Source organism: Streptomyces roseochromogenus subsp. oscitans DS 12.976, from assembly GCF_000497445.1.
GTDB lineage: Bacteria > Actinomycetota > Actinomycetes > Streptomycetales > Streptomycetaceae > Streptomyces > Streptomyces oscitans.
The window spans coordinates 9,302,440-9,316,433 of the sequence record NZ_CM002285.1; the positions used below are offsets into that span (position 1 = coordinate 9,302,440).

Below are 13,994 nucleotides of genomic sequence, written 5' to 3' on the forward strand. Positions count from 1 at the left end.
CAGGTCCGCACTTCCCCACGAGGGACGCCTTGACCGGCCCCGGGCCGTGCGACTTCGACGGAGATCCGTAATTCGGTGTGAGCAATGCCGTATACCCCCTACGCTGAAGCCCATATGACACTTCTACACGCTCATGACTATGGGGGCGATGGCCCGCAACTGGTTCTCCTGCACGGTTACGGACGGTCCCTCACCGACTGGGACGCCTCGGCCCCCCTGCTCACCGCCGGGCACCGTGTCCTCGCCGTCGACCTTCCCGGCCACGGCAACTCTCCCGGTATCTCCCCCTGGACCATCCCGACCGTGGTGCGGCACATCACGGACACGCTCGACGCGCATGGCGTGCCAGAGGCCGTTGTGGTGGGCCATTCCCTCGGCGGACTGGTCGGGGTCGAGTACGCCCGGGCGAACCCGGATCGGGCCCGTGCCGCCGTGAATCTCGACGGTTTCTGGTGGGGACGCGACTACCCCGGCGCTGAACGGGTGAGTGAGGGGCTGCTGGCGTCGGCCGGGACCATCGCGCCGCCCGAGTACATCGAACATCAGGTCATCAACGCCGCCCGATTCGGCATCCCCGCCGACCGCGCGGAAGCCGCTGCCCGCGCGGCCGTACGCCCCTTGCCCGACGGCACGTGGCAGACGAGGCCGGAACGGGCGGAGGCGGTGGGGATCCTGGACGAACTTCACAGGCTCGGCGCGCTCGGTGTGCCCACGTGGCTGGACGGGGTCGACTGCCCGCTGCTGCTGGTACAGGCCGGCCGAAGGCTACCGCCTGCTCCTGGCATGGAGTGGTTCGACGATTTCAGCGCCCGGTTCGCACATGGAGTCTCCGACGAGCTGGCCGCGCTCTCCCGTACCCGGCCGACGATCAGCGTCAACCGGATTGACGCCACGCACCCCATGATCATGGAGACTCCGGAAGCGGTGGCGACGCTGGTCGCCGGGTTCGTTCGAGGGCTGCCCGACTAAAGAATCCGGCACAGTTTACGAACCTCGTGGTCGCCCCGGCCTTGCTCCACTCGCTGAACCGCCGGTGCGCCGTGGCACCCGACAGCCCGAGGGACATCGCGGCCGCGTCAGCCGACCAGCAGCACGAGCTTCCCGCGAACGTGACCGTCCTCGCTGACGCGGTGCGCCTCCGCGATCTCGGCGAGCGGGAAGGTCTGCGCGACAGGAAGCGAGAAACGCCCGGCCTCGATCAGCTCGCCGATCTCGGCGAGTACATGGACCGCGCGGCCGGCGTCCCCACGGCTGAACGTCACCCCGTACCTCTGCGCGCCGGCGAAGTCGGCGACCGTCACGACGTGCTCCGTGCCACCCGTGAGCTCGATGAGCTCGGGCAGCACGCCGCTCCCGGCGACGTCGAGCGCCTCGTCGACGCCGTCGGGAGCAAGCACGCGAACCCGCCCGACGAGGCCCGAACCGTAGGCGACAGGCTCGGCCCCCAGGGAGCGAAGGTACTCGTGGTTGGCCGGACTGGCGGTGCCGATCACGCGCGTGCCGCGCACCACGGCGAGCTGAACCGCGGCGCTGCCGACGCTTCCGGAGGCGCCGTTGATGAGCAGCGTGCTGCCGCTCCCGACGCCGAGCTGGTCAAGCGCGCGCGTGGCCGTCTCGATGGCGGCCGGCAGCGCGGCGGCGCCGGGGAAGTCAAGCGACGCCGGGATCGGCGCATAGTGGTCCAGCACCGCCAGCTCGGCCTGGGCCGCCCCCTCACCGGAGAAGCCGAACACGCGATCGCCGACGGCCACGTCCGCAACCCCCTCGCCGAGCTCGTCGACGACGCCCGCCGCCTCGTGGCCCAGCATCTGCGGGAGCTCCCGATCCATCAGGCCCTTGCGCTTCTTCCAGTCGCTGGGGTTGACACCGGCCGCGCGCACCGCAATCCGAACCTGGCCGGGCCCCGGATGCGGATCGGGGAGATCCACGATCCCGAGGACCTCCGGGCCCCCGAACTGGTTGAAACGGACCGCCTTCACCGTTCGCTCCGATCTCGACTCAGGACGTCGCGCTTGCTGCGCGTTCGACAGTGCACGCTCTTCGCTGCGAACACCTTCCGGGTGGTTCACGCGGACCCGGGCGTCGTTTCCCGGTCGGCCACGTCGAGCAACAGCTTCGCGGCCAGTGTCGCACCGTCGGTGCGGATCGTGCCGGCCACGGCCTTCGCCCGTGCTCGGATCTCGGGGGTCAGGGCCGTAGTGAGCGCGGCTGACAGGGAGTTGAAGGTCGGGGTCGGACCGTCGTGTGCCGCCCCGATGCCCAGCTCGGACACCCGGGCGGCCCAGCGCGGCTGGTCCACGATCTGGGGCACCACCACCTGAGGCGCGCCCGCCCGGGCGGCCGTCGTCGTGGTGCCCGCGCCGCCGTGGTGCACGACGGCGGCCACCCGGGTGAACAGCGCCTGATGGTTCACCTCACCGACTACGAAGCAGTCGTCCCGGTCGTCGATCAGGGCCAGGCCGGCAACGCATCCCGACTACCGGCGGCTCGGGTTGGGCCGGGCGATGCTGCTGCACGGGATGCACCTGGCGCGGGAGGCCGGGGCCCATCACATGACGGTCGTCTGTCTGGGTGCGCCAGGGCATCCCAAGGCGCGCGGGCTGTACTACAGCGTCGGGTTCCGGGAGTTCACACGAGACGCGCCGCTCATCAAGACCGGGGGCCAGGGCGCTTCTTTCAGGTCACCTTGAGCAAAACGCAGTCGCGCGGCGCGTCGTCACCGACCGCGACCAGGACGCCGAGCTGGAGCGGCTGCTCGCTTTCGGCGCCAGGCCCGTCGACGTCGGCCAGACCGGCACCGCGAGCTGGCACGTCCTGGCCGGTCCCATAGCTCTTCAAGGCCGCTTCCATCGTGGCCGCCAGGTTCTCCAGGTTGTCTGGCACTGGCACGCGGAGCAGGACGTGCTGCTTGCGGTGGGCGAGGAGGAGATCACCGACGGGCGTGGTACCGGTCCAGTCCCTCCAGGCGGCCTCGCACTACACCCTGGTCGTCGAGGAGTACGAACGCGAAGACCTGGCCGCGGTTGCCCCGAGCGGTAGAGCCTTCCGAAGACCGGAACGACGAACAGGTCCTCGCCAAGCGGTGCTGGTCGGCACCGCCCCCACGGGCGCGCCCTGGAAGCGGACGTGGGGTACAAGTCGGCGTCGGTTTGCCGATCCGTGGGCATCGGCCAGGAGGTGAGGACCCGGCTCAGATCAGGACGGTGCTGGGCGGCACCGCGCACGGGCCCGGTGAGTCTTTTCAGCGCACGGCTGACGGCTTGCTGGGCTGGTGTGAGGTGGCGACCCGGCGGGTGTCTGAGGGGTGTCGTCACCCACGGGCTGGCTCCCGTGCGGGCACGGTCGGCGAGCACTGGAACGCCCTGGTGCTCACAGATCCGGATGATCCGGTGGGCGCAAGCCGCGCTCAGGTCGTGGGCACACCGGGCAACGCGGGCGAACTTCACAACAGCCGCCCTTCCGGGTCGGTCACGACCTGCACGTTCACTCTGTGCCGACGGCGCTTGTGGGAGTAGTCGGCCCGGCTGCCGCCGACCCGGTCGCACTCCCCGCGAGGGTGTCATGCCGACGCAGGTCCAGCAGGCCGACCAGGGCACGCTGGTGCGGCAGGAGCTTGCATGGGCAGTCACCCTCACGGGTGACAATGAGCAAGGTGACCCACTCGACCGGAGCATGCGGCAGGTCCAGTGCGGCAGGACAGGAAACGTCTGCGCCGGTGGATTGAAACTTCGAACACCTCCCTCAGCAGCACGGAAGCCTTGTCCGTTGCAGACACCAACGCCGTCACCCCATCAGTGGCCACGCTGAAAATGCTCACTGAGCGATGTGCCGCGTATCGCGGTCAGCCGAGGCCGGCGTATCCCCTGGAAACGCATTCTGATCCGGCCCTGGGGGGTGGCTCACCCGCTCGGATGCGCTCGGCGCGACAGCGGTCGCGAGGGTGTGCATGGTGAGTTCATGATCACTACACCTCACCCCAAGAAGACCGTTTCCCGGATGCCGCGAGTTTTCGCGGTGAGTGCCGCCCTGGGCATCGCTTGTGCGGCGGGGGTGGCGACTGCCACATCCGCCGTGGCCGCGACGCCCGTCACGCACGTCGCCACAAAGGCCGCCCCGGCCTGGAGCCACGGCGGCCACGGCGGCGGGGACGAAAACAAGTGTGGCAACGGGCTCCTCGACCTCCTCAACTTCTGCAACTGACCGACAACCGGCGGTAGTTCCTGCCCGCCGACCGCACAACCGCACAACCGCACAGGGAAGAAGTCCACCCACCCCCGGGGCGGTCAGGAGCAGGGGCACGATCCCTGTCCCTGACCGCCCTGCCGACCACAATCGAAGGCCTGCGCCGCCCACTGCTCCGGCCGGACGGCGATCTTTCCGTGTGGGGCGGCGACTGCAACGGCAGTCCCTTCCCCACACCACAGTCTCCGTGCATCAGGCGACGGCGTTCGCGCAGGACGAGTCCTGGAGCACCGCGCGCACCGCGCGCCCTCGCATCACGTTCGGCTTGTGGTGCGGCTGAGCGGTGTACCGCGTGACGGCTCGCTGATCACGCATTCGGCGGCTGTGCGCAGCGTCAGGCCCAGCAGCGGGGCGCGCCTCTTCCTCCACCCGGCTCAAAAGCCGCTGTGATCTTCTCCCGAATGGGTTCGGCTTCTTGCGGCCTGTCAGCGGCGAAATCCTCCCGCCAGGAAGGCCTTGACCGCGGAGGCCAGGCCGGCCTGGTGTCTCACTGATGACCGCAACATCTCTCAGAGTGCGCGATGCGAGTCGTCGCCTACTGCCCGACGGTGGACGACGACCCGCCTATGTCCGACTCGAGACCGGACCGCAAGCCGCGGCTTTGCTACGCCTCAGCTCAGTGCGTCGAGGGCGGTGATGATGTCGGACGGTTCGGCGCGGGTGGTGTAGTCGGTGTTGACGAAGGCCCACCGGATGACGCCATCGCGGTCGATGACGTAGGTGGCGGGCAGCGGGATGGTGCGGGGGTGGCCGTCGTTGACGCGCTGAAGGTCGAAGCCGAGCTTGTCGTAGACCGCGGCGAGGTCGTCGGGGAGGTCGAAGGCGAGGCCGTACTGCTTGGCGGTGTCGGAGCCGACGTCGCTGAGGACGTCGAAGGTCAGGCTGTGCTTCTCGGCGAGGCTGAGAGATTCGTCCGGGATCTGCGGGGATACGGCGACCAGGCGGGCGTCGCGTGCGGTGATATCGGTGTGGTGCTGCTGGAGGGCGCGCAGGGCGATGTTGCAGTACGGACACCAGGCGCCTCGGTAGAAGGTCAGCACTACCGGGCATTCGGCGATCAGGTCGTCCAGCGCGACCGTCTGGCCGGTGGCTGAAGGCAGCCGGAACCGGGGAGCTCGATCGCCGACGGTGAGGGCGCGGTCGACCTGTCCGGAGTCGGCGAGTTCCTGGCCGGCCCGATGCATGACCTGCCGCACTTCGGCGGGGATCTGCTGTTGGCGGGCTTCGTAGAAGGCGCGAAGTTCAGCGTTGAGGCTGGTCACGGTGCCGTTCCTCCTGGATTACGCCTGGCGCGGGGCCCATGTCCCGGCCAATTCTTGAAACGATCGTTCCAAGATAGCGGCAGAGCGAGGGCTCGCGCCAGGCGAGGTGCGGTATCGGCTTTCAGAGGGTGGTGGCGGGCGAGGAATCGAAGGGCCGGTGGTGCTTGTGGGCCGTATGCGGCTGTCCATAGTGCTGGTACGGGATTCATGGCCGCGGGATGGCGCCCGGGCGGAGTATCTTGGAACCCTTATTTCAAGATGGCGGGGTGGAACATGCCGGATATCAAGCACTTCGACCCGGACGCGACCCTGGACACCGTGGTGCGGTTGTTCTGGCAACAGGGTGTGGCCACCACCGGCATCCAGGACATCGTGACCGCGACCGGCCTCAACCGCTCCAGTCTGTACGCCACCTTCGGCGGCAAGCAGGAGCTCTACCTCACCGCACTGCGCCGCTATCTCGAACAGCGCTCCCAGCCGATGTTCCGCCGGCTTGCGCAGGATGAGCGCGGCTTGCCCGCCATCGCAGAGTTCTTCGACGGCCTGATCGAGGCAAGGTGTTCGGGCGAGTACGCCCGCTGGGGCTGCATGGTCTCCAACGCGCACGCCGGAGCGGAGAACGGCGATCCCGACGTCCGCGCCATTCTCGACCGGCACCACCAAGAGCTGCGGGACGCGATGTACGCGGCGCTCGTCACGGCCGAGGCCGCGGGGCAGCTGGCCGCTGGGGCCGCCCCGGGAGCGGCGGCCGATCTGCTGGCCTTGCTCGCCTATGGCGTGAACCTGCGCTCGCGCGCCGGCGCCGAGGCCAAGGCGCTGCTCAGGACGGTGACCGTGGCGCTGGAATCAATCGGCCGGCCGGCCGCCGCCTGAGGCAGATGTCTGGATCGCTGGCCGGCGCTCAGCGCGGATTGCCGGTCGTCGGGTTGGTTCGTGCGTAGGCGAGGGCGGCCTTGGCGAAGATGTCATCGAGAAGCTGCCCAGCTTCATCGGGATGCAGATGATCGCCACCGTGATCACGACATGGATCGGGTCGTCCTTGACGAAGGCGCTCACAGCGGGGGCGCGCATGCCGGAGGAGTAGGCGGAGGCGGCCAGTACACCGAAGGCGATCAGCAACGGCAGGTCCTTGACCAACCAGTTCGTGTTCTCGTCACCGCAGACGCCCATGGCGTCCTCCAGCACGGCTTGGATGCCCACGAGTTGGAGGCGATGCACGGCATCGTCGCGAGGATGCCGGTGAAGGCGACCGCCAGTGACAGGCCCCTGGAGCCGAAGCGGCCGCGCACGAAGTCGGCCGTGGCCGTGTACGCGTCACCGCCGAGCACGAACCAGGTGATCGAGGCGCCGAACGACCGTCCGCCCAGGCCCGATTCGTCCAGCGAGTGCTCGTTGTCGGGCTTGCTCCGGCGGGCGGCGCGAAAGCCCATCACGGTGAGGGCCAGGAAGAAGAAGGCGAAGACTGCGAGAGCGACGCCGTTGACGCCCCCGGTCATGACCTCGTGCCTCCCTCGCCGGGAACGCGCGTCGTCGGCGTGGTCTGGATGGCGACAGTTTCGCTGCGCACGACGTCGTCGAGTTCGGCGTCCGGTGGGGTGGCGCCCGTGATCGGCTGAGAAGTGGGCTGCGGGTTGCTCCCGCGGACGGCGACGGCGTTGCCTGCCAAGGCCGTGGGGAGTAGGACCGGCAGCGAGCCGGCCGGCCGCGTGGCGAGCGGCCGGCCCGATCCACCGTCGGTGCCTCAAGTCCGAAGGACGCACGGGTTGGCTCGACGAGCCCGAAGGCAGACGGTGGCACACCGGGTGGGAGCAGGAGGACTTCCCCATGGACGCCGACAGGCGAGCCACCTGAAGGGCTAGGGCGAGTGGCGCTCGCCCCGGTCGCGCCGCAGGCTGGATCGGGACGTGAACGAGCCGCCGAGGACCCCTCGGCGGCCACGCTCTGGGAGGACCGTGTGACTGCTCCGTCGCCCGCCACCGATGCACCGCCGGCCCGGTACGACGACCTGCGCGCCCTCGTGATCAACTGCACGCTGAAGCGTTCGCCGGAGACGAGCAACACGCAGGGGCTGATCGACCGGAGCACCGCGATCCTGGACGCGCAGGGGGTGCACGTCGATGTCGTCCGGGCCGTGGACCACGACATCGCCACCGGGGTGTGGCCCGACATGAGAGAGCACGGCTGGAAGACGGACGCCTGGCCGGACCTCTACCAACAGGTCCTGGAGGCCGACATCCTCGTCCTGGCAGGACCCATCTGGCTCGGCGACAACAGCTCCGTGATGAAGCAGGTGATCGAACGCCTCTACGCCTGCTCCAGCCTGCTCAATGAAGCAGGCCAGTACGCCTACTACGGCCGCGTCGGAGGGTGCCTGATCACCGGCAATGAGGACGGCGTCAAGCACTGCGCCATGAACGTGCTCTACAGCCTGCAGCACCTGGGCTACACCATCCCGCCCCAGGCGGACGCCGGCTGGATCGGCGAGGCGGGTCCCGGCCCCTCGTACCTCGATCCCGGCTCGGGCGGCCCGGAGAATGACTTCACCAACCGCAACACCACCTTCATGACCTGGAACCTGCTGCACCTGGCCCGCGCGCTGAAGGACCTCGGTGGCATCCCCGCCTACGGGAACCAGCGCACCGCCTGGGACGCCGGCTGCCGCCGCGACTACGAGAACCCCGAACACCGGTAGGGACACCAGCGGCCGCGGACGCCCTGGTGTACGTGACGGAGTGTGGAGCACTGGCTGTCACGCTTGGGTAACTGTTGGTGCGGTCAGTGGTGATGAGGCAGTCATGAGGAAGCTATGGACCAGCTATGAGATGGTCAAAAAGGTGCGGTCGAAACGACATAAATCTCTGTTTTCGGGGCCTGGGAGTGGCTGAATAGCGACTCGTCGGCGCTCCGGGGGCTGTTTTCAGGCAAGGCTTACCTAAGTACGGTGAGCCTTGCTTTGTTGATGGCGGGTGCGTGCCGTGGGGGCGGCGTCGACGGCCCGTGCGTGTCACTTCGGAGGTCCCATGTCTCGTGTCGTCCTGCGGTCCGCTCGACGGTCCGCCGCGCTGGCGACGGCGGTGTCGCTGTCCGCCCTGGCGCTGGCCGGGTGCAGCGGTTCGAACGACTCCGGGGGCGCGTCGTCGGACAAGGAGCCGGCTGGTTCGCTGAGGGGGCAGACGATCACCGTCTACAGCGGTCAGCACGAGCAGACGGTCAGCGCGCTGGTGAAGGACTTCCAGGCGCGGACCGGCATCAAGGCCAACGTCCGCTCGGGCGACGAGGCCGAGCTGGCCAACCAGATCCTCACCGAGGGACCGGCCTCCCCGGCGGATGTGTTCTTCGCGGAGAATCCGCCCGCGCTCACCACCCTGGAGAACAAGGGCCTGCTGGCAAAGGTGAACGCCGCCACCCTGGCGGCGGTTCCGTCGGGCGACAGCTCCGCCAAGGGCGACTGGGTGGGTGTCTCCGCCCGCGAGGCGGCGTTCGTCTACAACACCGGCAAGCTCCAGGCGGGCCAAGTACCGCCCAATGTGAAGGACTTGGCCGGCACGGCGTGGAAGGGGAAGCTGGGCATCGCGCCGGGTGAGACGGACTTCACCCCGATCGTCACCAGGATGATCCAGACGGATGGCGAGGCCGGAGCGAAGAGCTGGCTGGAGGGGCTGAAGGCCAACAGCAAGGTCTACGGCAGCAACGAGGACCTGGTCGCCGCGGTGAACCGGGGCGAGGTCGAGGGCGGCGCAATCGACCACTACTACTGGTACCGTCTGCGCGACGAGCAAGGCGCCGCCCACATGCACAGCGCACTCGGCTACTTCAAGCAGGGCGACCCCGGCGCGCTGGTGGACGTCTCCGGCGCTGCCGTCCTCTCCCACGGCCAGCACCGGGCGGCCGCCCAGGCGTTCCTCGCCTACCTGACCAGCAAGCCCGCCCAGCAGATCATCGCCACCTCCGAGAGCTACGAGTATCCGCTTGCCGCCGGGGTGAAGAACACCAAGGTGAGCCGGGCGCTGACGGCTTCCGGACCGGTCGCGCAGGCCGGCGACCTCGGTGACGGCAAGAACGCGCTGCAGCTCCTGCAGTCCGTCGGTCTGCTGTGAGGACACTCCGTACGGCACCGGGCCCGCTGCCGCTGGTGGCGGGTCTGGTCGCGCTGCTCGTCGCCTCGCCGTTGGTGTTCGTCGGGCTGCAGGCCGCACAGGCGGGCGGGGACACCGCACACCGCCTGCTGGCCCGGCCCGTGGTCGGCACCCTGCTGTGGCACACCGTCGCCCTCACCACGGTCGTCACCGCCGGCACGCTCGTGCTCGGCTTCGCCGCCGCCTACCTGGTGGAGCGCACCGACCTGCCCGGTCGCCGGGCGTGGACCGTGGCCCTGGCGATGCCGCTCGCGGTGCCGGAGTTCGTCCACGGCTACTCCTGGGTCTCGCTGTTCCCCCAGGTGCAGGGGTACTGGGGTGCGGTGCTGGTGATGACGTCCTCGCTGTATCCGCTGGTGTTCCTGCCGGTGGCCGCCACGCTGCGGCACGCGGACGCCTCGGCCGAGGAGGTCGCGCGCAGCCTGGGCCGCGGCCGGCTCGCGACCCTGTGGCGGGTCACGCTGCCACTCACCCGCCCCGCCCTGGCGGGCGGCGCGCTGCTCGTGTCGCTCTATCTCCTGGGCGAGTACGGGGCGTTCGCGATGCTGCGCTACACCACGTTCGCCACCGCGATCTACAACGAGTACCAGACCAGCTTCGACATGGCCTCCGCCAGCCTGCTCACCCTCGCCCTGGTCGGCCTGGCCCTGCTCCTCGTCGCTCTCGACGCGCGCGCCGCGCGCCGCGGCCGGGTGGTGCGTGAGGGCACCACCGGGCGGGGCTGCGCCCCGGCGGCCCTGGGCCGCTGGAAGCCGGTCGCCGCAGGCGCGTTGGCGGTGGTGGTGGGGGTGACGCTGGGGGTGCCGGTCTTCGCACTCGTCCACTGGCTGGTGCGTGGGAGTTCCACCACCCTGCCGTCCGCCTCCATCGTCACCGAGACGGCGACGACCCTGGGGTACGCGCTGTCGTCGGCTGCCGTCGCCACCGCCGCAGCGGTGCCGGTGGCGCTCTACTCCTGGCGCCGCCCCACCCGCCTGGCCCGCACCGTGGAACGCGCCGCCTACCTGACCAGGGCGCTGCCCGGAATCGCCGTCGCCCTGTCGGTGGTGTTCTTCGCGATCCGCTACGCCCAGCCCCTCTACCAGCAGCCGTCGTTGCTGGTGGCCGGGTATGTGGTGCTGTTCTTCCCGCTCGCCCTGACCTCGGTGCGGGCCTCCCTCGCACACGTGCCGCACGGCGTCGAGGATGTGGCGCGCTCGCTGGGCGTCCGCAGGATCATGGTCCTGGGCCGGGTCACCCTGCCGCTGATCCTGCCCGGACTCGGCGCCGCCTTCGCGATGGTCACGCTCACCGCGAGCACCGAACTCACCGCCACGCTGCTGCTGCGCCCGACCGGCACCGAGACCCTCGCCACCCAGTTCTGGGTCTACACCACCGGCCTCTCCTACGGGGCGGCGGCGCCGTACGCCGCCGTGATGGTCGCCCTGTCCGTGCCCGCCGTCCTGATGCTCACCCGCCGCACCCTCGGCACTCGCGCAACCGCCCCAAGGGAGAACTGAGATGACCGGCCAGCCGGGCCTGTTGATCGAGCAATTGGAGGCGGCACACGGCCGCAGCCCGGTGCTCACCGGACTCGACCTCACCGTCGAGGACGGGGCGCTCGCCTGCGTCCTGGGCCCCTCCGGCTGCGGCAAGAGCACCCTGCTCCGCATCGTCGCGGGCTTCCATCCCGCGGCGCGGGGCAGGGTCACCCTGCGCGGCCGCCTCCTCGACGACGGCCGCACCAGGGTCCCCGCCGAACGCCGGCGCATCGGGTACGTACCGCAGGACGGGGCGCTCTTCCCGCACCTGACCGTCGCCGCCAACATCGGCTTCGGCCTTCCCCGCGACGGCCGCCGCGAGCGGGTGGGGGAGATGCTCGGCCTCGTCGGGCTCGACGGCCTCGCCGACCGCCACCCGCACCAGCTCTCCGGCGGCCAGCAGCAACGCGTGGCCCTCGCCCGCGCCCTCGCGCCGAGGCCCCAACTGCTACTGCTGGACGAGCCGTTCGCCGCTCTGGACGCCGCGCTGCGCACCGAACTGCGCACGGAGGTCGCCGCCACCCTGCGCCGCGCGGGCGCCACCGCGATCCTGGTCACCCACGATGTGGACGAGGCACTCGCCTTCGCCGACGCCATCGCCGTAATGCGGGACGGCCGTATCGTGCAGGCCGACACCCCGCACGCTCTCTATCACCGGCCGGCCGACGCGAGTGTCGCCAGGGCCCTGGGCGAGGCCAACCTGCTGCCCGCCAAGCAAGCCGACGGGTACGCGGTCACCGCGTTCGGCCCCCTGCCCCTCACCAGCGACACCGGGCAAGACGGTGTCGTCATGCTCCGTCCCCACCAGCTTCGGATGACCTGTGAACCCGGTCCGCACTCCGTCCCGGCCCGGGTGACCGCCTGCCTCTTCCGGGGCCACGACCACCGCGTCGAGTTCGCCCCGGACCCAGGCCGGGACCTGCCCGAGCGCCTGGTCGCCTATACGGATGCCCCGCCGCCGGCGGTCGGCAGTGAGGTCCACCTCCGGACCCAGGGCCCCGCTCACCCCCTGCCTGCCGCGGGCCGCTCGGCGGAGGCAGAGACCGTCGCGTCGTAGCTTCGACCTCGGCAACGCCTTCAGCGATGATGAGCGGTTGAGTGGTCGAAGCAGTCGTACAGCGACGGGAGTTGTTGCACGATCACGCTGCGGCCCGATGAAGCCGCCGCGGCGATGAACCCGGCGTGGGCCGGCAGCTCCGGGCGCGGCAGTTGGCGTAGGTGACGGCGGTAGCGGAGGGCGGGCGGCTGTGGCTTTCCTCCCCGGCAGCCGTCACCTCACGCAGCCGTCACCTCATGGCGGGCCCTGGTCGGCGGACCGAGGCGGTCTGGCCCACCCCAGGGACCGTTCGACGGCCCGCTGCCAGTTCTCGTACTCCGCCTCCCGCAGTGCGGGGTCCATGTCGGGGAGCCACTGCGCGGCCCGGTGCCAGTTGCGGCGCAGAACTTCGAGGTCCGCCCAGTAGCCGACGGCGAGCCCGGCCGCGTAGGCGGCGCCGAGGGAGACCGTCTCGGCGACCATGGGCCGTACCACGGGCACGTCGAGCACGTCGGCCACGAACTGCATGAGCAGGTTGTCCGCGGTCATGCCCCCGTCCACTTTGAGCTGCCGGAGGGGGACCGAGGAGTCGGCGTTCATGGCGTCGACGACCTCTCGTGTCTGCCATCCCGTGGCCTCCAGGACGGCACGCGCCAGGTGTCCCTTGGTGATGTACGAGGTGAGGCCGACGATGACCCCGCGTGCGTCGCTGCGCCAGCGAGGCGCGAACAGACCAGAGAAGGCCGGGACGATGTAGCAGCCGCCGTTGTCCTCGACCGTCCGCGCGAGGGTCTCGATCTCCGGGGCGCTGCTGATCAGGCCCAGGCGGTCACGGAACCACTGGACGAGTGCTCCGGTGACGGCGATCGACCCTTCCAGCGCGTAGACCGGCTGCTGGCCCCCGATCTTGTAGGCGACGGTGGTGAGGAGTCCGTGCCGGGACCGCACGATGTCGTTGCCGGTGTTGAGCAGCAGGAAGCTGCCGGTTCCGTACGTGCACTTCGCCTCGCCCGGGGAGAAGCAGGTCTGGCCGAAGAGCGCGGCCTGCTGGTCGCCGAGCGCGGCCGTGATGGCGACACCCGGGAGCAGCGAGCGGGCGTCGCCGTAGGACTCGGCGGAAGACCTGATCTCGGGCAGCATCGAGCGGGGCACCCCGAAGAAGGCCAGCAACTCTTCGTCCCAGGTGAGCGTGCGGATGTTCATCAGCATGGTGCGGCTGGCGTTGGTGACGTCGGTGATGTGCAGGCCGCCGTCGGTGCCTCCGGTGAGGTTCCAGATCAGCCAGCTCTCCATCGTCCCGAACAGCACCTCGCCGTCCATGGCGCGCTGCCGTAGACCCTTGACGTGGTCGAACAGCCAGCGGAGGCGCAGCGCAGAGAAATAGGTCGAGGGCGGCAGACTGCACCGTTCCAGGAAGAAATCCTCGCCTGGGTGCCGTCGGAGTTCCTCCACCAGCGGTGCCGTGCGGGTGTCCTGCCAGACGATCGCCCGGCCCAGTGGGGCGCCGGTCCGCCGGTCCCAGAGCACCGTGGTCTCGCGCTGGTTGGCCACGCCGATGGCGGCGACCTGGCCCGCGTCGACACCGGCCTCGGACAGGGCCTCGGGCACAACGCGCCGCAGGTTCTGCCATATCTCGACGGCGTCATGCTCGACCCAGCCGGGCCTGGGGAAGTGCTGCTGATGCTCCTTCTGCGCGACCGAGACCAGCCGCCCACGGTGGTCGAAGAGAATGCATCGGGTCGAGTTGGTGCCCTGATCGATGGACATTACATACCGTTCAGCCATGATCGGGTCTGCC

The 13,994-nt window shown here is 69.9% G+C and carries 13 protein-coding genes and 3 pseudogenes; 8 read left to right on the forward strand and 8 right to left on the reverse strand.

The genetic code is table 11. The features are described from left to right. Positions 1-114 precede the first annotated feature (114 nt). Entirely contained in the window at positions 115-969 is an 855-nt protein-coding gene (locus M878_RS89885) for an alpha/beta fold hydrolase (RefSeq protein ID WP_023553543.1), read from the forward strand. A gap of 107 nt (positions 970-1,076) precedes the next feature. Here M878_RS89885 and M878_RS89890 read toward each other — a convergent pair whose 3' ends face one another. Together M878_RS89890 and M878_RS89895 are read right to left on the reverse strand one after the other, a co-directional pair. Then, positions 1,077-1,979, reverse strand: a complete 903-nt coding sequence (locus M878_RS89890) for an NADP-dependent oxidoreductase (RefSeq protein ID WP_023553544.1) — start codon at positions 1,977-1,979, stop codon at positions 1,077-1,079. Positions 1,980-2,065: 86 nt separating this feature from the next. Beyond that, positions 2,066-2,464, reverse strand: a pseudogene (locus M878_RS89895) (glycosyltransferase); the annotation flags it as partial. Between the two features lie 40 nt (positions 2,465-2,504). On the opposite strand from M878_RS89895, the gene M878_RS95575 reads away from it, so the two are divergent. After that, positions 2,505-2,690 carry a hypothetical protein gene (locus M878_RS95575; protein WP_483414722.1) on the forward strand — a complete coding sequence of 62 codons (186 nt, stop codon included), beginning with the start codon at positions 2,505-2,507 and terminating at the stop codon, positions 2,688-2,690. Here M878_RS95575 and M878_RS000000102050 read toward each other — a convergent pair. Both M878_RS000000102050 and M878_RS98655 read right to left on the reverse strand, forming a co-directional pair. After that, positions 2,677-2,883 (reverse strand): hypothetical protein, encoded by a 207-nt coding sequence (locus tag M878_RS000000102050; RefSeq protein WP_425347943.1) that lies wholly within the window; start codon positions 2,881-2,883, stop codon positions 2,677-2,679. The genes M878_RS95575 and M878_RS000000102050 overlap by 14 nt on opposite strands. A 323-nt stretch (positions 2,884-3,206) precedes the next feature. Beyond that, positions 3,207-3,687 (reverse strand): annotated as a pseudogene (locus M878_RS98655) (transposase family protein); the annotation flags it as partial. A 270-nt stretch (positions 3,688-3,957) separates the two neighbouring features. Between M878_RS98655 and M878_RS97990 the strand changes: the two are divergent. Next, the gene (locus M878_RS97990) at positions 3,958-4,200 is read left to right on the forward strand and encodes a hypothetical protein (protein WP_158692858.1); all 243 of its coding nucleotides are present in this window, start codon (positions 3,958-3,960) and stop codon (positions 4,198-4,200) included. A 234-nt stretch (positions 4,201-4,434) separates the two neighbouring features. Here the strand turns inward: M878_RS97990 and M878_RS000000101220 are convergent, their stop codons facing one another. After that, positions 4,435-4,557: a hypothetical protein gene (locus tag M878_RS000000101220; RefSeq protein ID WP_280923677.1), complete on the reverse strand. Its 123-nt coding sequence runs from the start codon at positions 4,555-4,557 to the stop codon at positions 4,435-4,437. A gap of 296 nt (positions 4,558-4,853) precedes the next feature. Further along, the gene (locus M878_RS89900; protein WP_023553548.1) at positions 4,854-5,504 is read right to left on the reverse strand and encodes a peroxiredoxin-like family protein; all 651 of its coding nucleotides are present in this window, start codon (positions 5,502-5,504) and stop codon (positions 4,854-4,856) included. 273 nt (positions 5,505-5,777) lie between these two features. Between M878_RS89900 and M878_RS89905 the strand changes: the two genes are divergently transcribed. Next, positions 5,778-6,377 (forward strand): TetR/AcrR family transcriptional regulator, encoded by a 600-nt coding sequence (locus M878_RS89905; RefSeq protein WP_023553549.1) that lies wholly within the window; start codon positions 5,778-5,780, stop codon positions 6,375-6,377. Between the two features lie 31 nt (positions 6,378-6,408). On the opposite strand, the pseudogene M878_RS95590 reads toward M878_RS89905, so the two are convergent. Beyond that, positions 6,409-7,000: pseudogene (locus tag M878_RS95590) on the reverse strand (sodium:solute symporter); the annotation flags it as partial. A gap of 458 nt (positions 7,001-7,458) precedes the next feature. On the opposite strand from M878_RS95590, the gene M878_RS89915 reads away from it, so the two are divergent. The 4 genes from M878_RS89915 to M878_RS89930 all read left to right on the forward strand — a co-directional run bounded on the left by M878_RS89915 (position 7,459) and on the right by M878_RS89930 (position 12,217). Then, entirely contained in the window at positions 7,459-8,196 is a 738-nt protein-coding gene (locus M878_RS89915) for a flavodoxin family protein (RefSeq protein WP_031227267.1), read from the forward strand. 328 nt (positions 8,197-8,524) lie between these two features. Continuing rightward, on the forward strand, positions 8,525-9,601 hold the full coding sequence (locus M878_RS89920; protein WP_023553553.1) for an extracellular solute-binding protein: 1,077 nt from the start codon (positions 8,525-8,527) through the stop codon (positions 9,599-9,601). Continuing rightward, a complete protein-coding gene (locus M878_RS89925) occupies positions 9,598-11,139 on the forward strand; it encodes an ABC transporter permease (protein ID WP_037730278.1) in 1,542 nt (513 codons plus the stop codon). The genes M878_RS89920 and M878_RS89925 overlap by 4 nt, the downstream gene beginning before the upstream one ends. A 1-nt stretch (position 11,140) precedes the next feature. Further along, positions 11,141-12,217: an ABC transporter ATP-binding protein gene (locus M878_RS89930; protein ID WP_023553555.1), complete on the forward strand. Its 1,077-nt coding sequence runs from the start codon at positions 11,141-11,143 to the stop codon at positions 12,215-12,217. Positions 12,218-12,451: 234 nt separating this feature from the next. Here M878_RS89930 and glpK read toward each other — a convergent pair whose 3' ends face one another. Beyond that, entirely contained in the window at positions 12,452-13,981 is a 1,530-nt protein-coding gene (glpK, locus tag M878_RS89935; RefSeq protein WP_031227271.1) for a glycerol kinase GlpK, read from the reverse strand. Positions 13,982-13,994: the final 13 nt, after the last annotated feature.

Bases quoted from the DNA above. Each gene is read 5' to 3' on its own strand.
- M878_RS89885 (WP_023553543.1), top strand. From the start codon at position 115: ATGACACTTCTACACGCTCATGACTATGGGGGCGATGGCCCGCAACTG.
- M878_RS95575 (WP_483414722.1), top strand. From the start codon at position 2,505: ATGCTGCTGCACGGGATGCACCTGGCGCGGGAGGCCGGGGCCCATCAC.
- M878_RS97990 (WP_158692858.1), top strand. From the start codon at position 3,958: ATGATCACTACACCTCACCCCAAGAAGACCGTTTCCCGGATGCCGCGA.
- M878_RS000000101220 (WP_280923677.1), bottom strand. From the start codon at position 4,557: ATGCGTGATCAGCGAGCCGTCACGCGGTACACCGCTCAGCCGCACCAC.
- M878_RS89905 (WP_023553549.1), top strand. From the start codon at position 5,778: ATGCCGGATATCAAGCACTTCGACCCGGACGCGACCCTGGACACCGTG.
- M878_RS89920 (WP_023553553.1), top strand. From the start codon at position 8,525: ATGTCTCGTGTCGTCCTGCGGTCCGCTCGACGGTCCGCCGCGCTGGCG.
- M878_RS89930 (WP_023553555.1), top strand. From the start codon at position 11,141: ATGACCGGCCAGCCGGGCCTGTTGATCGAGCAATTGGAGGCGGCACAC.
- glpK (WP_031227271.1), bottom strand. From the start codon at position 13,981: ATGGCTGAACGGTATGTAATGTCCATCGATCAGGGCACCAACTCGACC.